At 71.4% G+C, this 26881-nt stretch carries 20 protein-coding genes and 1 pseudogene; 11 read left to right on the forward strand and 10 right to left on the reverse strand.

Annotation, left to right across the window (positions count from 1 at the left end):
• The first annotated feature begins 399 nt into the window (after positions 1 to 399).
• Both ACFYT4_RS07155 and ACFYT4_RS07160 read left to right on the forward strand, forming a co-directional pair.
• Positions 400 to 1302 carry an NTP transferase domain-containing protein gene (locus tag ACFYT4_RS07155; protein WP_389266102.1) on the forward strand — a complete coding sequence of 301 codons (903 nt, stop codon included), beginning with the start codon at positions 400 to 402 and terminating at the stop codon, positions 1300 to 1302.
• On the forward strand, positions 1299 to 2828 hold the full coding sequence (locus ACFYT4_RS07160; protein ID WP_389266104.1) for a molybdopterin molybdotransferase MoeA: 1530 nt from the start codon (positions 1299 to 1301) through the stop codon (positions 2826 to 2828). The genes ACFYT4_RS07155 and ACFYT4_RS07160 overlap by 4 nt, the downstream gene beginning before the upstream one ends.
• Positions 2829 to 2986: 158 nt before the next feature.
• Here the strand turns inward: ACFYT4_RS07160 and ACFYT4_RS07165 are convergent, their stop codons facing one another.
• A complete protein-coding gene (locus tag ACFYT4_RS07165; protein WP_389266106.1) occupies positions 2987 to 4096 on the reverse strand; it encodes a potassium channel family protein in 1110 nt (369 codons plus the stop codon).
• Positions 4097 to 4278: 182 nt separating this feature from the next.
• Here ACFYT4_RS07165 and ACFYT4_RS07170 point away from each other — a divergent pair.
• Both ACFYT4_RS07170 and ACFYT4_RS07175 read left to right on the forward strand, forming a co-directional pair.
• Positions 4279 to 4968 (forward strand): annotated as a pseudogene (locus ACFYT4_RS07170) (potassium channel family protein); the annotation flags it as partial.
• Between the two features lie 45 nt (positions 4969 to 5013).
• Positions 5014 to 5994 (forward strand): NAD(P)H-quinone oxidoreductase, encoded by a 981-nt coding sequence (locus ACFYT4_RS07175; RefSeq protein WP_389266108.1) that lies wholly within the window; start codon positions 5014 to 5016, stop codon positions 5992 to 5994.
• A 460-nt stretch (positions 5995 to 6454) separates the two neighbouring features.
• Here the strand turns inward: ACFYT4_RS07175 and ACFYT4_RS07180 are convergent, their stop codons facing one another.
• The 5 genes from ACFYT4_RS07180 to ACFYT4_RS07200 all read right to left on the reverse strand — a co-directional run bounded on the left by ACFYT4_RS07180 (position 6455) and on the right by ACFYT4_RS07200 (position 14581).
• A complete protein-coding gene (locus ACFYT4_RS07180) occupies positions 6455 to 6994 on the reverse strand; it encodes a bacterial proteasome activator family protein (protein WP_389266110.1) in 540 nt (179 codons plus the stop codon).
• A 95-nt stretch (positions 6995 to 7089) separates the two neighbouring features.
• Positions 7090 to 9936 (reverse strand): FtsX-like permease family protein, encoded by a 2847-nt coding sequence (locus ACFYT4_RS07185; protein ID WP_389266111.1) that lies wholly within the window; start codon positions 9934 to 9936, stop codon positions 7090 to 7092.
• A complete protein-coding gene (locus tag ACFYT4_RS07190) occupies positions 9933 to 10712 on the reverse strand; it encodes an ABC transporter ATP-binding protein (protein ID WP_389266113.1) in 780 nt (259 codons plus the stop codon). Before ACFYT4_RS07190 ends, ACFYT4_RS07185 begins: the two co-directional genes overlap by 4 nt.
• Before the next feature lie 479 nt (positions 10713 to 11191).
• The gene (locus ACFYT4_RS07195; protein ID WP_389266115.1) at positions 11192 to 11860 is read right to left on the reverse strand and encodes a PadR family transcriptional regulator; all 669 of its coding nucleotides are present in this window, start codon (positions 11858 to 11860) and stop codon (positions 11192 to 11194) included.
• A gap of 1095 nt (positions 11861 to 12955) precedes the next feature.
• Positions 12956 to 14581 (reverse strand): protein kinase, encoded by a 1626-nt coding sequence (locus ACFYT4_RS07200; protein ID WP_389266117.1) that lies wholly within the window; start codon positions 14579 to 14581, stop codon positions 12956 to 12958.
• Positions 14582 to 14988: 407 nt separating this feature from the next.
• Between ACFYT4_RS07200 and ACFYT4_RS07205 the strand changes: the two genes are divergently transcribed.
• Both ACFYT4_RS07205 and ACFYT4_RS07210 read left to right on the forward strand, forming a co-directional pair.
• Positions 14989 to 15156, forward strand: a complete 168-nt coding sequence (locus tag ACFYT4_RS07205) for a hypothetical protein (protein WP_389266119.1) — start codon at positions 14989 to 14991, stop codon at positions 15154 to 15156.
• The gene (locus ACFYT4_RS07210; RefSeq protein WP_389266121.1) at positions 15156 to 16667 is read left to right on the forward strand and encodes a protein kinase; all 1512 of its coding nucleotides are present in this window, start codon (positions 15156 to 15158) and stop codon (positions 16665 to 16667) included. The genes ACFYT4_RS07205 and ACFYT4_RS07210 overlap by 1 nt, the downstream gene beginning before the upstream one ends.
• A 162-nt stretch (positions 16668 to 16829) precedes the next feature.
• On the opposite strand, the gene ACFYT4_RS07215 is transcribed toward ACFYT4_RS07210, so the two are convergent.
• The 3 genes from ACFYT4_RS07215 to ACFYT4_RS07225 form a co-directional block, all read right to left on the reverse strand.
• Complete coding sequence (locus tag ACFYT4_RS07215) at positions 16830 to 17843, reverse strand: phosphotransferase (protein ID WP_389266123.1); 1014 nt, start codon at positions 17841 to 17843, stop codon at positions 16830 to 16832.
• A 15-nt stretch (positions 17844 to 17858) separates the two neighbouring features.
• Positions 17859 to 18275, reverse strand: coding sequence for a pyridoxamine 5'-phosphate oxidase family protein (locus ACFYT4_RS07220; protein WP_389266125.1), 417 nt, complete (start codon positions 18273 to 18275; stop codon positions 17859 to 17861).
• A gap of 428 nt (positions 18276 to 18703) precedes the next feature.
• Positions 18704 to 19372 (reverse strand): response regulator, encoded by a 669-nt coding sequence (locus tag ACFYT4_RS07225; RefSeq protein ID WP_389266126.1) that lies wholly within the window; start codon positions 19370 to 19372, stop codon positions 18704 to 18706.
• Between the two features lie 372 nt (positions 19373 to 19744).
• Between ACFYT4_RS07225 and pdhA the strand changes: the two genes are divergently transcribed.
• From pdhA to ACFYT4_RS07240, 3 genes are read left to right on the forward strand one after another with little or no spacing between them, the layout of a single operon-like run.
• Positions 19745 to 20890, forward strand: coding sequence for a pyruvate dehydrogenase (acetyl-transferring) E1 component subunit alpha (gene pdhA, locus ACFYT4_RS07230; RefSeq protein WP_389266128.1), 1146 nt, complete (start codon positions 19745 to 19747; stop codon positions 20888 to 20890).
• 2 nt (positions 20891 to 20892) lie between these two features.
• Positions 20893 to 21873, forward strand: a complete 981-nt coding sequence (locus ACFYT4_RS07235) for an alpha-ketoacid dehydrogenase subunit beta (RefSeq protein ID WP_389266130.1) — start codon at positions 20893 to 20895, stop codon at positions 21871 to 21873.
• A 15-nt stretch (positions 21874 to 21888) separates the two neighbouring features.
• Complete coding sequence (locus ACFYT4_RS07240) at positions 21889 to 23427, forward strand: dihydrolipoamide acetyltransferase family protein (protein ID WP_389266132.1); 1539 nt, start codon at positions 21889 to 21891, stop codon at positions 23425 to 23427.
• A gap of 207 nt (positions 23428 to 23634) precedes the next feature.
• Here ACFYT4_RS07240 and ACFYT4_RS07245 read toward each other — a convergent pair whose 3' ends face one another.
• On the reverse strand, positions 23635 to 24549 hold the full coding sequence (locus tag ACFYT4_RS07245) for a D-alanyl-D-alanine carboxypeptidase family protein (protein ID WP_389266278.1): 915 nt from the start codon (positions 24547 to 24549) through the stop codon (positions 23635 to 23637).
• 331 nt (positions 24550 to 24880) lie between these two features.
• Between ACFYT4_RS07245 and ACFYT4_RS07250 the strand changes: the two genes are divergently transcribed.
• Together ACFYT4_RS07250 and ACFYT4_RS07255 are read left to right on the forward strand one after the other, a co-directional pair.
• Positions 24881 to 25531 carry a GntR family transcriptional regulator gene (locus tag ACFYT4_RS07250; RefSeq protein WP_389266134.1) on the forward strand — a complete coding sequence of 217 codons (651 nt, stop codon included), beginning with the start codon at positions 24881 to 24883 and terminating at the stop codon, positions 25529 to 25531.
• Entirely contained in the window at positions 25528 to 26826 is a 1299-nt protein-coding gene (locus ACFYT4_RS07255; protein ID WP_389266136.1) for a nitrate/nitrite transporter, read from the forward strand. Before ACFYT4_RS07250 ends, ACFYT4_RS07255 begins: the two co-directional genes overlap by 4 nt.
• Positions 26827 to 26881 lie beyond the last annotated feature (55 nt).

A 26881-nucleotide genomic window follows, 5' to 3' on the forward strand; every position in this document is an offset into this window, starting at 1 on the left:
GGGCTTGCTCTGAACCGATCTGGACCTGCCCGGGCCGAGCCGGAAGGGGCCGCGCCTGCCCCGGGTTGCTTCGGACCGCCCGGACCTGCCTGGGCCGAGCCGGAAGGGGCCGGGCCTGCCTCGGGCCTGCTCTGAACCGACCTGCAAGGAGCCGGACCTGCCCCGGGCTTGCTCTGAACCGACCCGGGCCTGCCCCGGGCCGAGCCGGAAGGGGCCGGGCGTGCCCCGGGTTGCTCCGGACCGGGCCGATCTGGGCCGACCCGGGTTTGCTCCGGGCTGGGCCGGGCCGGAGGGGCGGGCGTACCGGGCGGGAAGGGCGGGTGTCGGGCGTGGTCCGGCGGGCCGGTGGGTGATCCACTCGGTGTTCCCGGGGTCGTGGGCGCGGCACATACTTCAGGCATGACCGCGACCTGGGGCAACACCGCGTATGACGCCATCGTGCTGGCCGGAGGCGCCGCGAAGCGGCTCGGTGGGGCGGACAAGCCCGCGCTGAGCGTGGGCGGGCGGGCGCTGCTCGACCGGGTGCTCGGCGCCTGCCGGGGTGCCGGGCGGACCGTGGTCGTCGGGAGTCGCAGGCCCACCGCGCGCCCGGTCGTCTGGGCCCGTGAGGACCCGCCGGGCGGTGGCCCGGTCGCCGCGCTGGACGCCGGGACGCGGCAGCTCGGGGCGGAGTCGGAGGCCGTTCTCGTGCTCTCGGCGGATCTCCCGTTCCTCGGTGAGGCGACGGTGCGCCGACTGGTCGAGGACCTCGGTGCGAGTCGGCGCGAGGGGGCGATGCTCATCGACGCCGGGGGGCGGGAGCAGCCGCTGGTGGCCGCGTACCGGACCGAACCCCTTCGCCGGGAGATCGCTCTCCTCGCCACCGAGTACGGGGCTCTCACCGGGCTTCCGTTGCGGCTGCTCACTCAGGAGCTGGACCTCGCCGGGGTCGAGGCGGACCCGCTCGCCTCCTTCGACTGCGACACCTGGGAGGACATCTCCACCGCCAGGGCCCATATCAGGGAGCATGAGCACGTGCTGGACGAATGGATCACCGCAGTCAAGGACGAACTCGGTGTCGAACTCGACGTCGACACCAAGACGCTGCTCGACCTCGCCCGAGATGCCGCGCACGGCGTCGCCCGCCCCGCCGCGCCGCTCACCACGTTCCTCGTGGGGTACGCGGCGGCGTCCGTGCGGGACGGCGGTCCGGAGGCGGTCGCGGAAGCCGCGCGCAAAGCCGCCGCGCTCGCCCTGCGCTGGGCTCAGGAGGCGGAGCAGGCCCCGCCGGCGGGCGGACCCGACCGGCCCGACGCCGGATGAGCGGCCAGAACCGCTCCCGGGCCACCCACCCCGGCCCGGGCCCCGACCAGGGCCCCGGCACCGGCCCCGACCCGGGCTCCGTCACCGAGCCCACCGCTGAGCCCACCGCCGGGTCCGTCACCGAGCCCACCGCTGGGTCCGCCGGACGGGACGCCGCCGGTGAGACCGGGCCCGGAACCGCCGCAGCCGGTTCCGACGGATGGGAGGACGCGCTCGCACTGGTAGGGCGTCGGGGAGGCCACGAGGACACTGCCGAGCGCCGCGACCCCGGGCCGGGAAGTGGCGTGGGCGGGGAACCAGGAGCCGCCGCCCACCGTGCGACGGCGTGGCCCGAGGCGCGGAGCGTCGCCGGGCGCGTCGGGCGTGCCGCACTGCGGCGGACGCGCCGAGTCCCGCTGGGGCAGTCCGCCGGCCATGTCCTGGCCGAGCCGCTCACCGCGCTGTGCGATCTGCCCTCCTTCGACACCTCCGCCATGGACGGCTGGGCCGTTGCGGGCCCCGGCCCCTGGACTCTTCACGCCGGTGGATCGATCCTCGCCGGACGCGGTGAGTCCCGGCCGCTGGAGGACGGTACGGCGGTACGCATCGCGACCGGCGCCCGTATCCCGCCCGAGGCCACCGCGGTGATCCGCGCCGAGCACGCCCGTACCGACGCGGGGCAGCGGCTGCTCTACGCCGACGGGCGGGTGACTCCCGGCCAGGACATCCGGCCACGCGGCCAGGAGTGCCGCTCCGGAGACCTTCTGCTGCCCGCAGCCACCGCGGTGACCCCGGCGGTCCTCGGGCTCGCGGCGGCGGCGGGCTACGACGAGCTGGCCGTCGTCCCCAGGCCCCGCGTCGAGATCCTCGTGCTCGGCGATGAGCTGCTCGCGGCGGGCCTGCCGCACGACGGGCTCATCCGGGACGCCCTCGGGCCGATGCTGGGCCCCTGGCTGGACGCCCTGGGGGCCGAGGTCGTCGCCACCCGGTGGCTCGGCGACGACGCGAAAGCCCTGTACCGGGCCGTCACCACCTCCAGCGCCGATCTCGTCCTCACCACCGGGGGCACGGCCGCGGGACCGGTCGACCATGTGCATCCCGTGCTGCGGAAGGCGGGTGCGGAGCTGCTGATCGACGGAGTCGGCGCCCGGCCGGGGCATCCGATGCTGCTGGCTCGCCTCCCCGCCCGCGCGGAGGCCGGTGAACAGGGCCCCTCGGTCGGCCATCTGGTGGGGCTGCCGGGCAACCCGCTCGCGGCCGTCTCCGGACTGCTCACACTCGCCGAGCCGCTGCTGCGGGGACTCGCGGGCCTGCCGGCTCGCGTTCCGTACCGTGTGCCCGTACGGGGCGGGGTGCCGGGACATCCGTACGACACGCGGCTGGTGCCGGTCGTCCACCGTGCCGGGTATCTGGTGCCGCTGCACTACAACGGGCCCGCGATGCTGCGGGGGATCGCAGCCGCCGACGGGCTGGCGGTCGTGCCGCCGGGCGGTTCGTGGCCCGGTGAGGAGCTGGAGGTCCTGGATCTCCCGTGGATGCCCAGTTGACGCTCACCTGGACGCCGAGTTGACGGTCGTCCACGGGCCTGTGCCCTGATCCCGCTGCGGGAGGGGAACTTCCGTCACAGCGGGGCTACCGGACGTCACGGAGGGTGTTTCACGTGAAACGCCCTCCGTGGATGCGGCTCAGGGATCCGTGACACGGCTCAGTAAGGCGGCTCCTCCCGGCTGATGGTGATCAGACGGTCCCCGAACTGAAGGCGCGCGACCTCCGGGTCGGCGTAGTCCAGCATCGTCTTCCGGCGGACGACCGCCACGACCAGGTCCGAGCACTCGCGCGGCGACCGCCCCACCTCGTCCTTGCCCACGGAACGTTCCTTGAGACTCAGTCCGCTGCCGTGTGTCATCAGGTCTTCCAGGGTGTCGGCGACATGCGGGCTGGCCGTCGACACACCCAGCAGCCGACCGGCCGAGCTGGAGCTGGTGACGACGGTGTCCGCGCCGCTCTGCTTCAGCAGCGGTACGTTCTCGTCCTCCCGGACCGCGACGACGATGGCGGCGCGCTTGTTGAGCTGGCGCGCGGTGAGGGTGACCAGGGTCGCTGTGTCGTCCCGCTGGGGGGCGATGATCACTCGGGCGGCGGTCTGCAGCTCTGCCCGGAGGAGCGTACGGGAGCGGGTGGCGTCACCGAGGACCGCGACGAGACCGTCGGCGCCGGCGGCGTCCACGGCCTTCTGCTGAGGGTCGACCACGACGATCTTGTCCTTGGTGATCCCCTGGCCCCGCAGGGTCTCGATGGCGTGCCGGCCCTTGGTGCCGTATCCGACCACCACCACATGGTCACGCATGCGGGAGCGCCAGCGGTGGACGCGTACCTGCTGGCGGGTGCGCTCGGTGAGCACTTCGAGGGTGGTACCGACCAGGATGATCAGAAACACCACGCGCAGGGGCGTGATGATGAAGATGTTCGTCAGCCTCGCGCCGTCGCTGACCGGGGCGATATCGCCGTAACCGGTGGTGGAGAGGGTGACGGTCGTGTAGTACGCGGCATCCAGGAAGTCGACTTTGCCGTCAGCGTTGTCGTTGTAGCCGGAGCGGTCCAGCCAGACGAGCAGTGTGGTGATCGACAGCACCAGCAGAGCCATGGCCAGCCGCCGCAGCACCTGCTGAAGGGGCGGTACGGCCGCCTGCGTCGGCATGGTGATGGAGCGCCCGGCTTCGGCGTCGTCCTTGGCCTCGCTGCGTGAGCGGTACCAGAGGGACCGCAGGATCGAGAACCTCCCTGCCTTGGGCGGCGGTTGTTTCTCGCCCTTCATCGCGTGTCCCCTCCGGCGTTGGCCCAGTCGGTCGGCATGAGTGACCATGGTCGCGGATCTTCCGGGCGGGTGGGGAGCAAGGCTCGACACGTGTCCGTGAAACTCGGCAGGTGTGCGTGCCGTGCGCGGTCGTACGGCGGCTCCCGGGGCGGACACCGGTCGGGCACGAGTTGTGTGCGGATGAGCGTTGGAGGCATGGCGTGCGTGACCACACCATCATTGTCGGCTTCGGAACGAAGGGGCGTTCCGCGATCCAGACGCTGACCGCGACGGGACTGCGGAAGGACCACTTCGTTGTCGTCGACCCGAGCAGCAAGGTCGTCGACGGCGCGGTCGCGGAGGGGTTCACGGGGGTCGTGGGCGATGCGACCCGCAGTGATGTGCTGATCCGCGCGGAGGTGCAGCGGGCGCGGCGGATCGTCATCGCGACCCAGCGGGACGACACGGCGGTGCTGGTCACGCTGACGGCACGCCAGCTGAACAAGGACGCGAAGATCGTCGCAGCCGTACGCGAGGAGGAGAACGCGCCCCTGCTGCGGCAGTCCGGCGCGGACGCGGTCATCACGAGTGCCAGTGCGGCGGGGCGGTTGCTGGGCCTGTCCGTGCTCAGCCCCAGCGCGGGGGCGGTGATGGAGGACCTGATCCAGCAGGGCAGCGGGCTCGATCTTGTCGAACGGCCGGTCATAAAGGCAGAGGTGGGGCTCCACGTCCGGGACACCGACGACCTGGTGGTGAGTGTGCTGCGGGGGCACCGGCTGATCGGATACGACGATCCGGCGGCCAGTCCGCTGCAGTTGACGGACCGTCTCATCACCATCGTCCGGGCGGACGGAGCGGTGCCGCCCCACTCGGGACACCGGCGCGGGGTGTGATGGCGGGAGGGGGCTTCGGGGCGGGGCCGGAGTAGCCTCGCGGCCATGCATGCGATCACGATTCCCGAACCCGGTGGCCCCGAGGCGCTTGTGTGGGCCGAAGTGCCCGATCCCGTACCCGGCGAGGGCGAGGTCCTCGTCGACGTCGCGGCGAGCGCGGTCAACCGCGCGGATCTGCTTCAGCGGCAGGGCTTCTACGAGCCGCCGGCGGGGGCGTCCCCGTATCCCGGACTCGAATGCTCCGGCCGGATCGCGGCCCTCGGTCCGGGGGTCTCGGGGTGGGTCGTCGGCGACGAGGTGTGCGCGCTGCTCGCGGGCGGCGGTTACGCGGAGAAGGTGGCGGTGCCCGTGGGGCAACTGCTGCCCGTCCCGCAGGGACTGGACCTGGTCACCGTGGCGGCGCTGCCCGAGGTGACCGCGACCGTGTGGTCGAACATGTTCATGATCGCGCACCTGCGGCCGGGCGAGACGGTGCTGATCCACGGCGGCGCGAGCGGTGTCGGCACCATGGCGATCCAGCTCGCCAAGGCAGTGGGCGCCCGGGTGGCCGTCACGGCGGGCACGCCCGAGAAGCTGGAGCGGTGCGCGGAGCTGGGTGCGGACATTCTGATCGACTACCGGCAGCAGGACTTCGTGGACGAACTGCGCAAGGCGACGCAGGGGGACGGGGCGGACGTCATCCTCGACATCGTGGGCGCGAAGTATCTGGACCGGAATGTACGGGCTCTCGCGGTCAACGGGCGTCTCGCGGTGATCGGACTCCAGGGCGGGGTCAAGGGCGAGCTGAATCTGGCGACGCTGCTGGGCAAGCGTGCGGCGGTGACCGCGACCTCGCTGCGGGGGCGTCCGCTGGGCGAGAAGGCGTCGATCGTGGCGGCGGTCCGCGAGCACGTCTGGCCGCTGATCGAGGGGGGCCGGATCCGGCCCGTGGTGGACCGCGAGCTGCCGTTGCGGGAGGCGGCGGAGGGACACAGGGTGCTGGAGTCGGGGACGCATGTGGGCAAGGTGCTGTTGCGCACGGACTGATCCCGTGAGCCGCCTCCGTCGACGCGACGCGACGAGCCCTCGCGGATCCGGAGCCCCCGGGGCCCGAGCCTTCCCGGGACCCAAGCTCCAGAACCCCGGGGCCCGAGCCCGGGAATCCCGGGTCCGGAGCCCTCGCGAGAGCCGCCCCTGAGCCCCCGGGGCCCGAGCGTTCCCGGAACCCGAACCCCTGAGCCCCGGAGCCCGAGCCTTCCCGGCACCCGAGCCCCGGGTTCCTGGGACCCCCGAGCCCTCGCGGGAAGCTGCACCGGACATGAGCCAGCCCCCGGGACGGGCGGGGAGGGCGGGCCTCCTCGCCTGTCCCGGGGGCTGGGTGGAGCCGCGTCACAGGTGCTCGGGTCCCTGCCGGCTGCGCGACGCGCCGGCAGCGGGACCCGGAACCCGACAGCGGGCCCCGGGCACCGACGGACCGTGGAAGGACAGGCCCGGCAGCTCTACGGCTCTACAGGTACGGGCCGGAGCGGACCGGGCCGTGCTGGGGGTTGTCCTCGTCGTGGGAGACCCCGGGCGGAAGGGCGCGGCGCATCTGTTCGAGCTGGGCCCGCGCGGCCATCTGCTGGGCGAACAGAGCCGTCTGGATACCGTGGAACAGCCCCTCCAGCCAGCCGACCAGCTGGGCCTGGGCGATGCGGAGTTCCGCCTCCGAGGGAATCACCTCATCGGTGAAGGGAAGGGAAAGGCGCTCCAGCTCCTCGACGAGCTCGGGCGCGAGCCCGTCCTCCAGCTCCTTGACCGAGCTGGCGTGGATCTCCTTGAGGCGGACCCGGCTCGCCTCGTCGAGAGGTGCCGCCCTGACCTCCTCCAGCAGCTGCTTGATCATGCTGCCGATCCGCATGACCTTCGCGGGCTGCTCGACCATCTCCGTCACCGGGACCTCGCGCGACTCGTCGTCACCGTCACCGCCGCCGAGTGCCATACCGTCCTGCCCCACGACCAGAACATGGGGGCTCTCCTGCGACCGTTCATTCCTCGGCATCTCCATGCAGCCATTCTCTCGCACAGATGCGTCATCACGTGGTGTGCCCCCGTGCGGGAGTGATCACTCCCGCACGGGGGCACAAAACCGCAGGTGAACCGTTATGAGGCCGCGCGACGGGCCAGAGCGCCCCGCGAGCGGGTCACCAGGGCCGCGAGGAGAGCGGCTCCGAGGGGAACCGCGATCAGCAGGGCGACCAGGGTCGGCCAGGGCATCACGATCGGGATGAAGGGCTTCGTTCCGGAGTAGCCGGCGTCGAGGGACTCCCGGTACATCTCCATCTGATCGCGCCGCTCGGTGAGCAGCAGCCCGATCGACGGCAGCACCCCCGCCGCCGATCCGAGGACCACCCCCATCAGGGCCACCACTCCGCACTGGAACCCGCTGAGCGTCCTGCGCACCCTCGGCGGGGCACCGACCGCCGCCAGGGTCTTCAGATCGGCCTCCGCGTCCGCCTGGGCGAGGCCCGTGGCGATGCCGGCGGCGCCGATGGTGATCAGTCCGGCGAAGACGGCGAGCGCCAGCATGGCGATGTCGGTCTCGCTGACGAAGCCCTCCTCGATGTGGAACGACACCTCGTTGCCGATCTTCGCCAGCTCACCGTCCAGCTGCTGGCGCTCCTTGCTGGTCGGCATCCTGTCCGTCGAGTAGTACGCGCCGTACGGGACGGTGCTGAGGCCGGCCGCTTTGGCCGCCGCGGGCGGCATGATGATCGGGGTGCCGTACGCGTGGGTGTTCTCGGGCGCCCGGTAGGTGTCGAAGGACTTGATCACACCCGGGGCCTCCTTGCCGTCCTCCAGCGCCTTGTCGGCGGCCTCGGTGTCGGTGATCAGCCGGATGCCGATCTTGCCCTTGGCATCCAGATAGCGCTTGTCGAAGGCGATCGGCTTGCCGGACTCCAGCGCCTTGGCCGCCCCGGGATCGCTGATGCCGAGTGCCTTCAGCAGCTTCGGGCCGCCGACCAGGACGGGAGTGCTGCCGTAGTAGGAGTACTGGCTCGTCTCCTTGCAGCGCCAGTCCTCGGCGAGCTTGCGCCGTTCCGCCACCGTGTACCTCTGCGCCGGGTCGTCCCTACCGCTCATGGAATCGAGCGGGCAGCGGTGGGCCGGGGGCACGAACACCTCGTACCGCCCGCAGCCGTTGCCCGTCTCCCATGCGGAACAGCTGGCCTTGCCGACGACGATCCGGTCCACGTCGGCCCGCACATCGACGGGCAGCATGCGCTGCACGGTGGAGCGGATGGCGGGGACGTCCCGGCCGTTCTGCTCGTCGAGCACCATGACCGCGCCGTGGGGCAGCCGGGGCGTGTACTGCGCCCGCGCCTGGGCGTCCCCGCTGGCGGCGTAGGTGGCGACCGCGACCGTGCCCGCGACCGCCGCGAGCACCGCGGCCACCGCCGGGGCCGTGCGTCCCCGGTTGCGTACCGCGTCACGCAGCGCGAGCCGCGGGGACAGCGGCAGGAAGCGTCCCAGCCGGCCGAACAGCCCGACAAGGGCCGGGGTGAGGGCGACAACACCGAGTTCGGCGATGGCGGCACCCAGTCCGACCACGATGAAGCTGTTCATGAACATCGATCCGGCGAGCGCGATGGCCGCGCCGAGCGCGACGGCGATCAGACCGATCACCGGGAGTACGCGGCTGCTCCTGCGGATGCCCCGGCGGCCGGTGAGCGAGGCCAGTACGGGCTGGCGGGACGAGGTGATCGCCGGTACGAGCGCGGCCATCGCCCCCGTGAACACGGCGAGCGCCCCGATACCGAGAAGCTCCAGCGGCCGGATGTCGAGTCCGCCGAACCGGCTGCCGGCGTAATCCTCCAGTATCGGCCTGAGCACGATGGTGAGCAGCAGCCCGAGAACCGTGCCGATGACCGCCGCGGCCACCCCGATCACCAGACCGCCTGCGAGGACGATGGCGCGGATGTGCTTGCGGTCTCCGCCGTTGGCCCCGACGAGACCGAGCTGACGGCGCGAGCGCCGGGCGCCGACCGCGAAGGCGGGTCCTGCCAGCAGACAGATCTCCAGGATCGCGAGACCGACGACGGTGGCGACCGCGGCGAGCGCGGCGGCGTCGGCCGCCGGACTGGTCTCCCAGCTCTGCCAGTCCGGCTGCTGGAACAGCGGAACCTCGGAGTCGGCCGGCGGATTCAGGGTGACGGCACGTGACTCGACCATCACACCCTTGGTGTTGGCCTCCTTGACCATGTTCCACGTGAAACCACCCTTGACCGTCACCAGATAGCTGGTGGTCGCCTCGGTGGTGGGCAGCTCCAGCTTGGCCAGGGCCTTGTCGAGCGGCGCGAGGAGGGAGCCCGGCAGGGCATTGATCTGATCGGTCTTGAGCGCGCCGGGAAGCTCGTACGCGCCCACGATCGTGTACGCGCGGTCCAGATGACGGGCCGTGAGCTTGGAGCCCACGCTCAGACCGCTCTTGTCCAGGAAGGCGGTGGTCGCCGCGACCTCCTCGGCCTTCTGCGGGAGCCGGCCCTTCTTCAGGGCCATGATCCCCTTGACCATCGGATCCGTGGACTTCAGCTCCCGGATCTCGGTGCTCAGCAGACCGTGTTCTGTATGGAGCTTGGACCGGCCGAGCGCATCGCTCAGCGATGTGGCGCCCGCGGGCAGCGCCTTGGTGATCTCGGTGCGGCCCTCGGGGTAGGGGCGGTCGTCGTACTTCTCGACCGTTGAGTACATGCCGGGCTGGGGCGCCTGCATGAGGGGCGCTCCGCCCAGACCGGGGTCGTTCACCCGGGCATCCGCGGCCCCGAGCGACCGCTCCAGCTTCTGTTCGGCGGACAGCTCCACGCTGCGCAGCGTCACATCGGCCGCGCTGACTCCCAGGATGGGCAGGGCGATCATCGCGAGGACGAGGGAACTCCGTCCCTTCGCGCGCCAGGCGTCACGCCGGGCGATCCTGATCGCGGCACGCCAGGAGTGGTACCAGGTCCTCACAGCTCGGCCGCCTGGCCGGACAGCAGGGAGTCGGCCTCGCTGCGTACGGTCTGGTCGACGACCGCGCCGTCACGGAGGAACACGACCCGGTCCGCCCAGGCCGCGAAACGCGGTTCGTGCGTGACCAGAACACCCGCGGCACCCGAGTCGCAGCGGGCGCGCAGCAGCGCCAGCACGGATTCGCCGGTCTCGGAGTCCAGGGCGCCGGTCGGCTCGTCCGCGAGCACGAGCCGCCGGTCGCCGACCAGGGCGCGGGCGATGGCGACGCGCTGCTGCTGGCCGCCGGACATCTCGTCGGGGAAGCGGTCCGCGACATGGCCCAGTTCCATCTCCTCCAGGGCGGCGAGGGCCTCACCACGGGCCTTGCGCGCGGAGGTGCCGTCCAGTTCACGCGGCAGGGAGACATTCTCGGCGGCGGTCAGCGCCGGGATGAGGTTGTAGTCCTGGAAGACATAGCCGATGCTGCGGCGGCGCAGCGCGGCCAGCTTCCTGCGGTCCGCGGTGGTGATGTCGATGCCCTCGACGATCACCTGGCCCGAGGTGGGCATGTCGAGACCGCCCGCGATGGTGAGCAGCGTGGACTTGCCGGAGCCCGACGGCCCCATGACGGCGACGAGCTCACCGGGGAACACATCGAGGTTGATACCCCGGAGCGCATGCACCTCGGTCGCCCCGCTGCCGTGGATCCGGGCCACCTGCTGGAGCTGGAGCACCGGACGCTGTGATCCCTGCGTCTGCTGTGGTTGCTGTGACTGATGGTGCGTGGGATGGGACATGGGTGGGTTCCCCCCTTGAACGGACAGAGCGGAGGGCCTGTGGGGCCGGGGAGCCGGCGAGGCCCTGCGGTTCGGGTGGAGCTGCCGTCCTCGGATCACGGGTGGTGCGTGGAGGGATCCGAGAGCGTGGACTCCGTGGTTCACCGGGCCGGTGAATCCGGGCTGAGCCGAACGGGACTCGGCCGGGTCGAGCAGAGCTGAGTCCAGCCGAGTCGAGGCTGAGCCGTGTCGTACGGAGGCCCGTGGTGCGGATGGTCCGGTGGTGCGGATGGCCCGGTGGTGCGAGGCCCCGTGCTGCGGGGGCCCGTGGTGCCGATGGCCCCTCGGCGCGGAAGCCTCCGGTGCGGAGAGTCCTGCGCCGCAGAAGCCGGTACGCCGGAAAGCCTGTGCAGTTGTGGGCCCGAGAGGTCGTGGTCCGTGTGTGGATGCGGACCCGGCGGGCCGGTCGTGCGGGCGTCGTACGGGTGCGTGGGCCCGGGTCAGCCCGGAGGCCGCTCGGGAGCCCCGCTGCGGGCCTCGGAGGACACCGGTGGCGAGGGCTGCCCGAGCAGCGGGGCGGCCGTGTTCGGATGCTGTGCCGCTCTCCGTTCGGCCGTGACGGAGAGCCGGATCAGCCGGGCCTCGCAGTGGTCGAGCCAGCGCGCCTCGGCTTCGGTCTGGAAGATCAGCTGCTCCAGGACCAGCAGCCAGGCCACATCCCGCTCCCGCGCGTCCGCGCCCTTGGCCCTGCCCTCGATCTCGGCGAGTGCCTGGACCTTGAGCCGGGTGTAGTCCTGCATCGCCTTCACGGTGTGATGCCGCTGGGACTGGATGACGGCGCGGACGTCCACCCCCGGGGCGCCGATGGCCATCGCGAGCTTGATGGCCAGTTCGTCCCGGGGCGGGCTGCTGCGGTCGACCGGCGCTTCGAACCAGCTCTTCAGCTCGGTGCGCCCGGTCTCGGTGATGACGTACAGGGCATGGCCCGCGTCGTCCTCACCGCTCTGGGCGACCATGCCGTCGCGTTCCAGCCGGCTGAGCGTCGTATAGACCTGGCCGACGTTGAGCGGCCAGGTGGCTCCCGTGCGTGATTCGAAGTCCGAACGGAGCTGCGAGCCGTAGCGGGGCCCGTGTTCCAGGAGGGCGAGGAGCCCGTGGCGGATGGACATACTCAGTATGTATACCGGGTATGCCGCCCCGGGCCAACCGTCGTCAGGCGGACTCCGGAGGTCCGTCTCAAGGGGGACGCGGCGGTTCGCGCGAGGGTCAGCGACGTCTCATGCGGACGCCCAGAAAACCTATTCCGAGGCCCATGAGCGCGATTCCGAGGCCGAGGGAGGCCGGTGAGACCTGTTGCGCCGTGGGCTGGGGAGCGGCCTGCGCGGGCCGCTGACGTGCGGCGGCGGGCGCGTCAGGGCTCAGCGACGGCTCCGGGTGCTCCGCGGCCGGCTCTTCGGTGTCCGCCGGAGGGGGGTCGTCCTCCATAAGGGGGGCCCGGGGCCTCCGGGGCGGTGCGGACGGAGGGGCCGCGGGCGCGGAGGCGGACGCCGAACCGGGACGGGACTGTGACAAGGAGGCGCTCGCGGACGGGCTGGCCCCGGTGTCACCGGCCTCGGTGGGCGCGGCGCTCACGGGCGGCCGCCCGGGCCGGGGCCGCCCCTCGCCCGCGGGCCGTCCCGCGAGTGAGGGTGACGCGGCGGGCGCGGCGGGCGCCGGTACGGCCGTTGGTGCGGCGGTCGGGGGGGCCGGGTCGGGTGGGGGCTTTGCAGGGCCCGTGGTGCCGGCGGCGGACCGCCCGGGCCGGGGCGCCGTGTCGGGTGCCGCGGACTCCTCCGCGTGGGCGGCGAGCGGCGTGGCCAGCACCATGAGCGAGGCGACCGCGATCGCGCACCGTATGCGGAGCCTTGGAATCACCGGGTGACCCCCTCCCGTGCCGAGCGGCTGTGACGACGGACTCAGCGTCACATAACGGGACAAACCCGGCATCTCGGGCGGATGCTGCGAAGGAGCCGGGGGGACAGCCGGTGAGCGCGGGAAGCGCAGAGGGCAGGAAGCGGCGGGGGAGCGAGGGAGCCGAGAAGGAGGGGCGGCGACCGTAAGCCCGCACGGCGACACGTGCCCCGTACGGATAGGCGCACACGGTACGCATACGCACCGGTACGGCGACCCGTGCCTGTACGGCAACCCGCATACGCGCCTGTACGGCGACCCGCACCCGCACCCGTACCCGTACGGCTACGCGTTTCCCTCCGGCTGCGCGTGCCTCAGCCCGACTTGCCCGTGGAGACCTCCAGTTCGAACTCCTGGTTCTTCGGCAGGACCCCCTGCCCCTGGCTCGGGTACTGGCCCACCACCGCGTCCTTCGGATACTGCGGGTTGTCGACCTCGGTGATCTTCCAGGTCCACCCCGCGGCGCGGAGGCACTCCTTCACGGAGAGCACGTCCCGGTAGCGGAGGTCGGGCGCGTAGACCTTCGAGGGGTCCGTGCCGTCCTCGCTGGCGTCCGAGCACTTCGTGGACTCGATCCGGCGGGTGCGGTCCGGCGGGATGACCGCACCCGTGTCCGCCGACTGGCTCGGGCTGCTGCCACCGCTGCCCGTGTCCTTCCCGGGATCGCCGTCCGTGAGCGCCTTGATCAGCCCGGCGACCAACAGCAGCCCCAGCACCGAGCTGACGACGATCAGGAGCACATGTTTGCCCCGGCCGCCACCGCCCCCGTTCCCGCCCGGCTGCTGCGGCGAGATGGTGTACGGGGCCGGGGGCATCGTCGGCCCCTGGTACCCGGCGGGGGTGTTCGGTGTGGCGACCGGCGGATAGCCGTAATGAGGCGTCGGCTGTCCCACGGCCGGAGGCGGGGTCGGCGCCCCGTAGGGACCCGCCTGGTAGGGCGTCTGCACCCCGTGGGCCGGGGCCTGCGGCGCCGACTGGTCCAGCGGCGGGAAGACCGCCGAGCCCACGCCCGAACCGCTCGCCACCGGGGCCCCGGGGTTGATCGCCGGCGCGGCCGTTCCGCCGGCGCCGGCGATCCGCAGACACTCCTCCCGCATCGCCGTGGCGTTCGGGAACCGCTCGTTCGGGTTCTTCTTCAGCGCACGGGCGATCAGCGCGTCCATCGCCGGGGTGACGGACCGGTTGATCGTCGAGGGAGCGACCGGCTCCTCCTGCACATGCGCGTACGCGATGGCCAGCGGTGAGTCCGCGTCGAACGGCAGCCGGCCCGTGAGCAGCTGGAAGAGCATGATGCCGACGGAGTACAGATCGGAGCGCGCGTCCACACCGCGGCCGAGCGCCTGCTCGGGCGCCAGATACTGGGGGGTCCCGACGACCATGCCGGTCTGCGTCATCGAGGTGACGCCCGACTGCATGGCCCGCGCGATGCCAAAGTCCATCACCTTGACGACGCCGCGCTTGGTCATCATCACATTGCCGGGCTTGATGTCCCGGTGGACCAGGCCCATCTCATGGCTGGTCTCCAGCGCCGCCAGGACGTCCGCCGTCACCCTCAGCGCCTTGTCGGCGGGCATGGCCCCATACCGCTGGACGTCCTCGTGGAGCACGGAGCCGAGCGGCGCGCCCTCCACGTACTCCATCACGATGTACGGCATCAGCGAGCCGTCGAGCGTGTCCTCGCCGGTGTCGAAGACCGAGACGATATTGGTGTGCGACAGCTTGGCCACGGCCTGTGCCTCACGCCGGAACCGCTCGCGGAAGGACTGCTCGCGCCCCAGCTCCGAATGCAGGGTCTTGATGGCGACCTGGCGGTCCAGAGCGGAGTCGTACGCCAGATAGACGGAGGCCATCCCGCCCTCGCCGAGCAGGTCGCGGAGCTGATACCGGCCACCTGCCACGGAACCGCCCGCATGGCGGCCCTGCGCGCCGTCCTGGCTCATGACTGTGCATCCCCCTCGGCGCGAGAGCCGGTGCCGACTTGCGCGAACTCCGGCGGCGCGCGATGATCCGCGATCCGTTTTACGTGGCAAGTCTGCCCGAGGTGCCCGACACGTCAAGCCGGGTGCCCGTTCCGTGACCGTACGCACGACAAGCGTCCCGCAAGCGTTACCGGATCGGCGGGAATTTGCGTGGCCGTGCTCACAGCGGGTTTGATGACCGGTCCATCCCGGGCGGTCCTGTCGTACGAAGGCTGTAGCGTGAGGCAGCAGAACGAAACTCGGCACGCTACACAGATCCACTGATACACAGATACACGGCACGTACACGGCACGACTGATTCACCGCACCACGGACACACGGCATCACCGACGCACTGACTGACGCAGACTGACGCACAGCGGAACGGATGGACGGTTCACGGATCGGCGAGGACACCGGCTCGACGGGTACGGCGGTCAGGCCGACCGCCGTCCGGCGGGCAGGCACCGCGGCCTCGCCCGGCACGACGGTTCCACCCGGACACGACGGCTTCACCAGACACGACGGCTCCATGGATTACGACGGCGAGGACTGATGGCACCCGAACCCGAAGCAGGCGTCGGCGGCGTGCCGGATGCGGCCGATTCCTGGGGCGCCGGCGGGCTGGTCGGTGACGGCCGCTACCGCCTGACGCACCGCCTCGGACGCGGCGGCATGGCCGAGGTGTTCGCGGCGGAGGACGTACGGCTCGGCCGCACGGTCGCCGTGAAGCTGCTGCGCGCGGATCTCGCGGAGGACCCGGTCTCCAAGGCCCGCTTCACCCGCGAGGCGCAGTCGGTCGCCGGGCTGAACCACCACGCCATCGTGGCGGTGTACGACTCCGGCGAGGACGAGGTGGGCGGCCAGGCCGTCCCGTACATCATCATGGAGCTGGTCGAGGGCCGGACCATCCGCGATCTGCTGATCAACGCGGAGGCGCCCCCGGCCGAGCAGGCGCTGATCATCGTCTCCGGGGTGCTGGAGGCCCTGGCCTACTCCCACCAGCACGGCATCGTGCACCGCGACATCAAGCCCGCGAACGTGATCATCACCAACTCCGGCGCGGTGAAGGTGATGGACTTCGGCATCGCGCGCGCCCTGCACGGCGCTTCCACGACGATGACGCAGACCGGCATGGTCATGGGCACGCCGCAGTACCTCTCGCCCGAGCAGGCGCTGGGCAAGGCGGTCGACCACCGCTCCGATCTGTACGCGACGGGCTGTCTGCTCTACGAGCTGCTGGCGCTGCGGCCCCCGTTCACCGGGGAGACCCCGCTGTCGGTGGTCTATCAGCATGTCCAGGACATCCCGGTGCCGCCGTCCGAGGTCCTGGAGACGGTGCCGCCGGAGCTGGACGGCCTGGTCATGCGCTCCCTCGCGAAGGATCCGGACGACCGGTTCCAGAGCTCGGAGGAGATGCGCGGGCTGGTGCAGTACGCGCTGCAGATGCTCCAGCAGCAGGGCAGCCACAACGGCAGCTGGAACACCGGCCCGGTCGGGATGTACGAGGGAGGCACCCCTCCCCAGGGCGTCACCGGTCCGACGGCCGCGCACCCGTCGGCGCACGGTGACACCTCGCAGGGGCCGATCCTGCCGCCCATGAACCCGGACGACGGGGGCTACGTCGGCGGGCCCAGGGGCAACGGCCGGGGCGGCCGCAACAAGGTGTGGCTGATGGCTGCGCTCGCGGTGGTGGCGGTCGTCGCCGGTGTCGCCTTCGCGCTGAACGCGGCGGACAAGACCGGAAAGCCCAAGGACGACACGAAGACCTCCCAGTCGCCGGCACCGACGACGAGCCAGTCCCCGACACAGCAGGAGGAGCCGTCGGCGGACGACGAAGTGGACGACCCCCCCACGTACCGGGAGAACACCCGGAAGCCGACGTACAGCCGGCCGGCCGAGCCGCCGCCGGTGAACGAGCCGTCGGGCGACCCCTCGCCGCCGGACGACACGACCGCGTCCTCCTCCCCCAGCGCCTCCCAGTCGGAAGAGCCGGGTCCGTCCGACTCGGAGCCCGCCAATCCGGGCGGCGGCAGCTCGGACAACCCGCCCAATGGCATCAACTGACCGGACGGGCTCCGGACGGGACGTCATCACGGGATGTGCGGCCGGACGTGCGGACGGCCGGGCGTACGAGGTGGAGGAAGCCGTACGGAGGCGTACGGCCGGGCATGCCACGGGTGGACCGGTGGGACGTACGGCCGGACCCGGCACCGCGGGTGAGCCCGCTCAGGTCGCGAACGCGTCCCGGACCGCCGCGTACTCCCGCGTCCACCACACCGCCAGGGCCGACACCGCTGCGAACTGCGGGTCGGCCCTGCGGTCGTGGAGCTGGTAGCGCCAGCGGAGTATCCAGAAGTCGTTGAGACGCTCCCACCAGACGCGGTGGACGGCGGCGGCGAGTTCGGCGGTGTCCGCGCCGGTCGCGTGGCGGTACGCGCGGGCGTAGGCGCGGACCTTGGGGAGTTCGAGTTCACCGGCGGGCTGGACGAAGAAGATGGCCGCCGCGCGGACCGCCTCCTCGGCGCGGGGCTGGACGCCGAGGCGGTCCCAGTCGACGATCGCGGCGGGCTCGGCATCGCGGTAGAGCAGGTTCAGCGGGTGGAAGTCGCCGTGGACCCAGCCGCCGGCCGAGGCGGGGGGAGGACGGCGGTCCGCGTGGAGTTCCAGGAGGGTCCGGCGTTCCAGGAGGCGGTGCTCGGCGAGGGCGTCCAGAGTGTCCCGGGGTCTCGCGGAGCGGGCCAGGGCGAGTAACTCGTCGATCAGGGCGAAGGTTTCGGCGGGGTCCGCGCTCTCGTACGCGTCCTCGCGCTGTTCCGTCCGGTGCTGGTCCATGACCTGGTCCAGACAGGTGTGGACGAGTCCGAGGAGGGAGCCGAGCCGCCGGCTCTGGGACGCCGTCAGATGCGCGCCGTCGCGGTGGCGGCCGTCGACCCAGGGATGTAACGCGTAGCAGCGCCCCCCGATCACCGCCACCGTGTCGCCTCTCGCGTCCTCCACCGGCGGCGCGACCGGCACACCGAGGGTCTGGAGGCGCTGGGTGGCCCGGTGCTGGCGGGTGATGGCCTCGTGGTCGCCGTCGAGATGGTGCTTGAGGAAGTACGCGCCCCGGGTCGTGGCGAGCCGGTAACCGAGGTTGAGGAGCCCCTGGGTCACCGGCTGACAGGAGAGCGGCTCGCCGGGGTCCTCGTAACGGCGCAGCAGCGCACCGACGGGTGGAGCGGGGGCAGTTGGGCTCGGCACCCGCCAGATGTTAGATCACACAGCGTGTCCGTTGGGCTGCTCTTCGAGATAGTCCAGGGTATGCACGGTGACGAACTGGGGTTCGACGCGCATGAAGACGGGCTCGAACCGCTCGCCGTCCGCCCGGAGCGGCTCGTCGCCGAAGATCAGCATCTGCTCCCGCGTCGGCCGGACGATCTCCGCGGTGCCGGTGAACTGGACGGACCACATCGTCCTTCCGCCGGAGTGGAAGTTGTCCGCGCCGTACGCGACGACGCTGCCGTTGCACGCCCGGTGGTACCCGAAGCCGCCGTGTATCCGCAGGACGACACCCCCGTCCCTCACGATGTGCCGGGCGGGGGCCACGAACGGCATCGCTCGCATGCTCGTCGCGAGCCGGCCGTACGGGACACGGCCGAGCAGCTCGATGGCGCGGAGTTCCTCGGTGGACATACGTTCCACTGTCGGTGACCTGTGTGCCCGCCGTGAAGGGGCCGGGGCCCCTGCTCCACGGGGACGTAAGTCCCACAGGGCCGGGCCCGGACGGGTCAGCCCATTCGAGTGACGCGCTTACGCAGGGTGAAAACTCCTGGTCAGGGGCGTACGGTCGGTGTGCGCAGCGCCGTACGGCCGGGGCGTACCGCCGGTAGCCGTCGGTGCCGCGCATCCGGGCGCGCGTGCGCCGGTCCACCGTGCATCCGGGCGCCCACCGGTACACCCCCGCGCATCCGCGCATCCGCCCGTGCGCCGGTACGCCCGCGCATCCGGGCGCCGCGCGCACCCCGAGACGGCGCGCACCCCGCCCACCGGCCGCCCGTGCGCGCACCCCGCCCGAGGGGACCCCCACGTTCACCCGGGCCCGCGTTCACCCGGGCCCGGGCTCATCCGTGGTGCTGTCGCTCCGCCTGCCGCCGTGCCACATACGCCGCCGCCTGGGACCGGCGCTCCATCCCCAGCTTGGAGAGCAGGCTGGAGACATAGTTCTTGATCGTCTTCTCGGCGAGGTGCAGCCGCTCCCCGATCGCCCGGTTCGTCATGCCCTCGCCGATCAGATCCAGGATCTTGCGCTCCTGCTCCGTCAGGCCGGCCAGTTTGTCGTCGCGCTTGGGGTTGTTGCCGTCCCGCAGCCGCTCCAGTACCCGCGCGGTCGCCACCGGGTCCAGCAGGGAACGGCCCGCCGCCACATCCCGTACCGCCGACAGCAGCTCATTGCCGCGAATCGCCTTGAGGACATATCCCGAGGCCCCGGCCATGATGGCGTCGAAAAGGGCCTCGTCGTCCGCGAAAGAGGTGAGCATCAGGCATTTGATGTTCTCGTCCTGGGAACGGATCTCACGGCAGACCTCCACACCGCTCCCGTCCGGCAGCCGGACGTCCAGCACCGCCACATCGGGCCGGGTGGCCGGGATCCGCGCCAGCGCGTCCGCCGCCGTTCCGGCCTCGCCGACGACCTCGATGTCATCCTCGACGGAGAGCAGCTCATGGACGCCGCGCCGGACGACTTCATGATCATCGAGCAGGAATACGGTGATTTTTCCTTCTTCGCGCACGACTGCAGTCTCACACATCGACTCTTCCCGTGCCCCAGGTGCCCGGGATAACGTTCCGGTTGTTCCCGGCGGTTCGCGAGGCTGTCACCGACAGCTTGACCGAGGCTGTGACCAGTGGCTGTTTGCCCTGTTTGCCGATTTACTTGGAAATCCAAGCAAAAACGCAGGTCAAATGGGGTTTCGCAGGAATGCGGCCCACTGGGTAACGTGCTTTGGACAGGGCGCTCGCCGGGGCACCTGTCACGCCTGTTCCCGGCGCCGCACCCACCCCGTGCGGGCGACGAGAGCAGGCGAGCCTCCCCTTGCCAACGGCAGGGGCGACCCCAGGCTCCCGGCGAACCCGGGGGACCGGACAGACGGAGGAGCACGCACGTGACCGTGGAGAGCACTGCCGCTCGCAAACCGCGACGCAGCAAGCGCGTGAGCGCCGCGAAAAAACCACAGAGTTCCGAGCCGCAGCTCGTACAGCTGCTGACGCCCGAGGGCGAGCGCGTCCAGCACCCCGAATACGAGATCGACCTGACCCCGGACGAGCTGCGCGGGCTGCTGCGGGACATGGTTCTGACCCGCCGCTTCGACGCCGAGGCCACCGCCCTTCAGCGCCAGGGCGAGCTGGGCCTGTGGGCCTCGCTGCTCGGCCAGGAAGCCGCGCAGATCGGCTCCGGCCGGGCGCTGCGCGACGACGACTATGTCTTCCCGACCTACCGCGAGCACGGCGTCGCCTGGTGCCGCGGGGTCGACCCGACCAATCTGCTCGGCATGTTCCGCGGGGTCAACCACGGCGGCTGGGACCCCCGCACCAACAACTTCCACCTCTACACCATCGTCATCGGCTCCCAGACGCTGCACGCCACCGGCTACGCGATGGGCGTGGCCAAGGACGGCGCCGACTCGGCCGTCATCGCCTACTTCGGCGACGGCGCCTCCAGCCAGGGCGACGTCGCGGAGGCGTTCACCTTCTCCGCGGTCTACAACGCGCCCGTCGTCTTCTTCTGCCAGAACAACCAGTGGGCGATCTCCGAACCCACCGAGCGCCAGACCCGGGTGCCCCTCTACCAGCGCGCGCAGGGCTTCGGCTTCCCCGGCGTCCGCGTCGACGGCAACGACGTACTCGCCTGTCTGGCCGTGACCCGGTCCGCGCTGGAGCGGGCCCGCCGGGGCGAGGGCCCGACGCTGGTGGAGGCGTTCACCTACCGGATGGGCGCGCACACCACCTCCGACGACCCGACCAAGTACCGGCACGACGACGAGCGGGCGGCCTGGGAGGCCAAGGACCCGATCCTGCGGCTGCGGACACATCTGGAGCGGGAGGGCCACGCCGACGCGGCGTACTTCCGCGCGCTTGACGAGGAGAGCGAAGCGCTCGCCCGGCGGGTGCGCGAGGCCGTCCGTGCCATGCCCGACCCGGACCCAATGGCGATCTTCGAGAACGTCTACGCCGACGGGCACGCGCTCGTGGACGAGGAGCGCGCCCAGTTCGCCGCATACCAGGCGTCCTTCGCCGAGGAGGGCAACTAACCATGGCCGTACAGAAGCTTCCGCTCGCCAAGGCGCTCAACGAGTCGCTGCGCAAGGCCCTGGAGACCGACCCCAAGGTCCTGATCATGGGCGAGGACGTCGGAAAGCTCGGCGGCGTCTTCCGGGTCACCGACGGCCTCCAGAAGGATTTCGGCGAGGACCGGGTCATCGACACCCCGCTCGCCGAGTCCGGGATCGTCGGCACCGCGATCGGGCTGGCGCTGCGCGGCTACCGGCCGGTCGTGGAGATCCAGTTCGACGGTTTCGTCTTCCCCGCGTACGACCAGATCGTCACGCAGCTCGCCAAGATGCACGCCCGCGCGCTGGGCAAGATCAAGCTGCCGGTCGTCGTACGCATCCCCTACGGCGGTGGCATCGGCGCGGTCGAGCACCACAGCGAGTCGCCCGAGGCGCTCTTCGCGCATGTCGCGGGCCTCAAGGTCATCTCGCCGTCGAACGCGTCGGACGCGTACTGGATGCTCCAGCAGGCCATCCAGAGCGACGACCCGGTCATCTTCTTCGAGCCGAAGCGGCGCTACTGGGACAAGAGCGAGGTCGACACCGAGGCCATCCCGGGCCCGCTGCACGCCGCGCGGGTCGTCCGGGACGGCACGGATCTGACGCTCGCCGCGTACGGGCCGATGGTCAAGGTCTGCACCGAGGCGGCGGCCGCGGCGGCCGAGGAGGGCAAGTCCGTCGAGGTGCTGGATCTGCGCTCGATGTCCCCGATCGACTTCGACGCCGTCCAGGCGTCGGTGGAGAGGACGGGCCGGCTGGTCGTCGTCCACGAGGCCCCCGTCTTCTACGGCTCCGGCGCGGAGATCGCCGCTCGCATCACGGAGCGGTGTTTCTACCATCTGGAGGCCCCGGTGCTGAGGGTGGGCGGCTTCCACGCCCCCTATCCGCCGGCGCGGCTGGAGGAGGAGTACCTCCCGGGGCTGGACCGGGTACTCGACGCCGTCGACCGCTCGCTCGCGTACTGAGGAGTGCCGAGGACCATGACACAAGACACTTCGCTCCGCTTCCGCGAGTTCAAGATGCCCGATGTGGGCGAGGGGCTCACCGAGGCCGAGATCCTCAAGTGGTACGTACAGCCCGGTGACGCGGTCACGGACGGGCAGATCGTGTGCGAGGTCGAGACGGCGAAGGCGGCGGTGGAGCTGCCGATTCCGTACGACGGGGTCGTGCATGAGCTGCGCTTCCCCGAAGGCACGACCGTCGATGTCGGCCAGGTGATCATCTCGGTGGATGTGGCGCCGGGCGGGCCGGGACCGGGTCCGGACTCGGGTTCCGCTTCCGCCGCCGGCTCTGCTCCGGGCGCGGGATCCGGTACGGGTTCCGCTGCCGCTCGGGGTGCCGCCGGGGCCGCTCCGGCCGCCGTCCCGGCCACGGCGGCCGGTCCCGCCTCCTCGGCACGGGCCGCCGCGCCGGTGGCGGCGGAGCCCGCCGAGGCCGCCGGGGAGCCGGGGGCCGCGCCGGGAGGCCGTCAGCCGGTGCTCGTCGGGTACGGCGTGGCCGAGACGTCCACCAGGCGCCGGGCGCGCAAGACCGTTCCCGGGCAGGCCGCCGCCGCGCAGGCGACCGCCGCCGTCCAGAACGAGCTGAACGGCCACGGGGTCGCCACGGCCCCCCGCCCGCTGGCGAAGCCGCCGGTGCGCAAGCTCGCCAAGGACCTCGGCGTCGACCTCGCGGACGTCACCCCGACGGGGCCCGACGGCATCATCACGCGCGACGACGTGCACGCGGCCGTGGCCCCACCGGCGCCGGCGGTCGTGCCCGTGGTCCAGGTCGCCCCCGCGGCCGGGCAGGAGGCACCCGCGCCGCGCGCGGCGGGCGCGCGGGAGACGCGTATCCCCATCAAGGGCGTACGGAAGGCCACGGCGGCGGCGATGGTCGGCAGCGCGTTCACCGCGCCGCACGTCACCGAGTTCGTGACGCTCGATGTGACACGGACGATGAAGCTCGTCGACGAGCTGCGGGGCGATGAGGACATGGCGGGCGTACGGGTCAATGCGCTGCTGCTGATCGCCAAGGCACTGCTGGTCGCGATCAAGCGGAACCCCGCGATCAACTCCTCCTGGGACGAGGTGAACCAGGAGATCGTCCAGAAGCACTACGTCAATCTGGGCATCGCGGCGGCCACCCCGCGCGGTCTGATCGTGCCGAACATCAAGGACGCGGACGACAAGACCCTGCCCGAACTGGCGCGGGCACTCGGTGAGCTGGTCTCCGTCGCCCGCGAGGGCCGGACGACACCCGCGGCCATGCAGGGCGGCACGGTGACCATCACCAACGTCGGCGTCTTCGGCGTCGACACCGGTACGCCGATCCTCAACCCCGGCGAGTCCGCGATCCTCGCGGTCGGCGCGATCCGCCTGAAGCCGTGGGTCCACAAGGGCAAGGTCAAGCCCCGCCAGGTCACCACCCTCGCGCTCTCCTTCGACCACCGCCTGGTCGACGGCGAGCTGGGCTCCCGGGTCCTGGCGGACATCGCGGCGATACTGGAGAACCCGAAGCGGCTGATCACCTGGGCCTGACGGGCCCCGGCCCGAGAGGTCCCGGGCCACGGGAACGAACCGGGGCCCCGTGACACGGCACAGTGTCACGGGGCCCCGCGCTGTCCGTCCCCGCCGTACGCGGGAGTTCCGGAGGATGTTCGCGGACGGTCCGGGAGGCGTTCCCGGACGGCCGGGAGATGTTCCGTCGGACGGTCCGGGAGAGCCCGGACCGTCCGCGTCACCGCACTAGTCGCGCTGGGTACCCGCCGGGAGCGAGCGCAGGGACATGCTCTTCGCGGTGGTGGAGCCGTAACCGAAGTCGAGCAGCTTGGCCGCGTCCCGGAAGCGGTCGGTTCCGTTCAGGACGACACCGACGTACGTCTTGCCGTTACGGGTGGCGGCGAAGATCAGGCAGGGGCCGGCCGCCGTGCCGGTGCCGGTCTTCATGCCGACGGCTCCCTTGTAGGAGCCCAGCAGGGTGTTGGTGTTGGTCCAGGTGTAGGTGCGCTTGGTGCCCTTGCTGGTGGTGGCGGTCGTCACGTACTTCGTCGCCTTCACCACCTCCTGGAGCACCGTGCTGGAGAACGCGTGGCGGGCCATCTTCGCCATGTCGGCGGGGGTGGTGTAGTTCTGCCCGCCCTGCGAGATCCCGTCGAAGGAGTCGAACTTGGTGTTCTTGAGGCCGAGTTTGGCGGCCTTCTTGTTCATCATCCCGATGAACGACTTGGTCCGGGCGGCGGTGGTGCTGCCGGTGCCGAAGGTGTCGGCGAGGGCGTAGGCGGCGTCGCAGCCGGAGGGCAGCATGAGCCCCGACAGCAGTTGACGGACCGTCAGTACGTCCCCGGTCTGGAGCTTCGCGGAGCTGCCGCCCTCGCGGACGACGTAGTCGCGGTAGGCCTGCTTGACGGTCACCTTGCGGTTGAGGTTCACGCCGGGGGTGGTGAGGACCGTGATGGCGGTGACGACCTTGGTCGTACTGGCCATCTGGCGGCGGGTGTTGTTGCTCTTGCCGTAGATCGCCTTGCCGGTCGCCTGGTCCACCATGTAGCCGCCCTTGGCGCTGATGGACGGGATCGCGGGCGCCGCCTGGGCGGGCGCGGCGAGGGGGGAAGCGGCGAGGAGGAGGCCGCCGGAGAGGGCGGCGGTGGCGGCTCTGCGCACGCGCACGCGGCTGAATATCAAGAGAAGATCTCCGAGTTGACGGATGCGTTGCGAAAAAGTGTGTGTGGGGACCCGAGTGGCAGGAGGGTCCGTAGGGGAGACGCTTCCGCGATGCGAATGGATGCGCTCGGGAGGTAAATCTTTCGCGTGGTTCTCGGCGGTGGGTGGTGCGCGCGGGTGCGGTGCAGGTCGGGGGCCCGCCTCTCGTCCCGGGCCCGGCTCCGGTCCTCGTCCTGAACCCGGCCTGGTCCGCTCTCTCGCGGTGGACTCCCCGTGTCTGCATCGTGGACGGGGCCTACAGATGCACCCCTCATGTATCTATGCTGTGCGCATGCCTGCCACCGCCCCCGCCCCTCCCGCGGCCGAACGCGTCTACACCCACATCAAGCAGGCTGTTCTGGACCGCCGTTACGAGGGCGGCACCCTCCTCACCGAAGGCGAGCTGGCCGAGGCGGTAGGGGTGTCGCGCACCCCGGTCCGCGAGGCGCTGCTCAAGCTGGAGGTCGAGGGGCTGATCAAGCTCTACCCCAAGAAGGGCGCGCTCGTCCTCGCCGTCTCCGCGCAGGAGATCGCCGATGTGATCGAGACCCGGCTGCTGGTCGAGGAGCACGCGGCCCGCAAGGCCGTACCGGCGTCACCGCTGCTGCTCGCCCGCCTCGAAGAACTGCTCGAACAGCAGAAGCGGCAGGGCGAGGCCGGGGATCTGGCCGCCGTCGCCGTCACCGACCGCTGTTTCCACGCGGAGATCGTGCGCAGCGGCGGCAACGAGATCCTCTCCCGTCTCTACGGCCAACTGCGCGACCGCCAGCTGAGAATGGGCGTCGCGATCATGCACGCGCACCCCGACCGGATCGCGAAGAACGTCACCGAGCACGGCGAGATCCTCGACGCCCTGCGCGCGGGCGACCCGGACCGGGCCGCCGATCTCGTCCACCGGCATGTGGGCTGGTTCAGCAAGCTGGCGAGGGGGGAGGTCCGATGACCTCCGCCGTCTCCCTGCCCGGCGACCCGCCCGGTGGCCGCCGTGCCGCCGCGATCTGGGGCATCGGCGTCGCGGTCTACTTCGTCGCCGTCATCTTCCGTACGTCCCTCGGGGTCGCCGGACTCGACGCGGCGGACCGCTTCGACGTCAACGCCTCCGCCCTCTCCACCTTCTCCATACTCCAGTTGCTCGTCTACGCGGGCATGCAGATACCCGTCGGCCTGATGGTCGACCGGCTCGGCACCAAGAAGGTGCTGGCCATCGGCGCGGCCCTGTTCACCGTCGGGCAGCTGGGCTTCGCGCTCTCCCCCTCGTACGGCATGGCGCTCGCCGCGCGGGTCCTCCTCGGCTGCGGCGACGCGATGACCTTCATCAGTGTGCTGCGGCTCGGCAGCCGGTGGTTCCCCGCCCGCCGGGGGCCGCTCATCGCCCAGGTCGCCGCGCTCTTCGGGATGGCGGGCAACCTCGTCTCCACCATGCTGATCGCACGTCTGCTGGACGATGCCGGATGGGCCGCCACCTTCGGGGGCAGCGCGGTGGCCGGAGCGCTGGTGTTCGTGCTGGTGCTGGTCTTCCTCAAGGACCACCCCGAGGGCCATGCGCCGCCCCCGGCGCAGCACGCGGGCGCCGCGTTCGTCCGCCGGCAGATCGCGCGGTCCTGGCGGGAGCCCGGCACCCGGCTGGGCATGTGGGTCCACTTCACCACCCAGTTCCCCGCGATGGTGTTCATGCTGCTGTGGGGCCTGCCGTTCCTCGTCGAGGACCAGGGCCAGAGCCGTGACACCGCGGGCCTGCTGCTGACGCTGGTGGTGCTGGTCAGCATGGTGGTGGGCCTGGTGTACGGACAGGTCATCGCCCGCCATCACGCGGCCCGTATCCCGCTCGCCCTCGGCACGGTCCTGGCGACCGCGGTCGTCTGGGCCGCGACCCTCGCGTATCCCGGCGATCGCGCTCCCCTGTGGCTGCTGATCGTCCTGTGCTCGGTGCTCGGTGCCTGCGGACCGGCCTCGATGATCGGCTTCGACTTCGCCCGCCCGGCGAATCCGCCGCAGCGTCAGGGGACGGCGTCCGGAATCGTCAACATGGGCGGTTTCACGGCCTCGATGACGACACTGCTCGCGATCGGTCTGCTGCTGGACGCGACCGGGGACAACTACCGGATCGCGTTCTCCTGCGTCTTCGTGCTGGAGGCGCTGGGCATCACGCAGATCCTGCGCCTGCGGGGACGGACGGTACGGCTGGAACGGGAGAGGCTGGTGGCGAGCCGCGTGGAGACGGTGCACGTCCCGGCGTGAGCGGCGCGCGTCCGGGCTTGCGCCGTGTCCGTCCGGGGAGGGGCGGTGCGCGACG

Origin of the sequence: Streptomyces sp. NPDC004609 (assembly GCF_042873655.1) — a bacterium.
GTDB lineage: Bacteria > Actinomycetota > Actinomycetes > Streptomycetales > Streptomycetaceae > Streptomyces.

Bases quoted from the DNA above. Each gene is read 5' to 3' on its own strand.
- ACFYT4_RS07255 (WP_389266136.1), top strand. From the start codon at position 25,528: ATGACCTCCGCCGTCTCCCTGCCCGGCGACCCGCCCGGTGGCCGCCGT.
- ACFYT4_RS07235 (WP_389266130.1), top strand. From the start codon at position 20,893: ATGGCCGTACAGAAGCTTCCGCTCGCCAAGGCGCTCAACGAGTCGCTG.
- ACFYT4_RS07175 (WP_389266108.1), top strand. From the start codon at position 5,014: ATGCATGCGATCACGATTCCCGAACCCGGTGGCCCCGAGGCGCTTGTG.
- ACFYT4_RS07180 (WP_389266110.1), bottom strand. From the start codon at position 6,994: ATGGAGATGCCGAGGAATGAACGGTCGCAGGAGAGCCCCCATGTTCTG.
- ACFYT4_RS07200 (WP_389266117.1), bottom strand. From the start codon at position 14,581: ATGAGCCAGGACGGCGCGCAGGGCCGCCATGCGGGCGGTTCCGTGGCA.
- ACFYT4_RS07205 (WP_389266119.1), top strand. From the start codon at position 14,989: ATGGACGGTTCACGGATCGGCGAGGACACCGGCTCGACGGGTACGGCG.
- ACFYT4_RS07195 (WP_389266115.1), bottom strand. From the start codon at position 11,860: ATGTCCATCCGCCACGGGCTCCTCGCCCTCCTGGAACACGGGCCCCGC.
- ACFYT4_RS07250 (WP_389266134.1), top strand. From the start codon at position 24,881: ATGCCTGCCACCGCCCCCGCCCCTCCCGCGGCCGAACGCGTCTACACC.
- ACFYT4_RS07165 (WP_389266106.1), bottom strand. From the start codon at position 4,096: ATGAAGGGCGAGAAACAACCGCCGCCCAAGGCAGGGAGGTTCTCGATC.
- ACFYT4_RS07220 (WP_389266125.1), bottom strand. From the start codon at position 18,275: ATGTCCACCGAGGAACTCCGCGCCATCGAGCTGCTCGGCCGTGTCCCG.
- ACFYT4_RS07155 (WP_389266102.1), top strand. From the start codon at position 400: ATGACCGCGACCTGGGGCAACACCGCGTATGACGCCATCGTGCTGGCC.
- ACFYT4_RS07240 (WP_389266132.1), top strand. From the start codon at position 21,889: ATGACACAAGACACTTCGCTCCGCTTCCGCGAGTTCAAGATGCCCGAT.
- ACFYT4_RS07190 (WP_389266113.1), bottom strand. From the start codon at position 10,712: ATGTCCCATCCCACGCACCATCAGTCACAGCAACCACAGCAGACGCAG.
- ACFYT4_RS07210 (WP_389266121.1), top strand. From the start codon at position 15,156: ATGGCACCCGAACCCGAAGCAGGCGTCGGCGGCGTGCCGGATGCGGCC.
- ACFYT4_RS07160 (WP_389266104.1), top strand. From the start codon at position 1,299: ATGAGCGGCCAGAACCGCTCCCGGGCCACCCACCCCGGCCCGGGCCCC.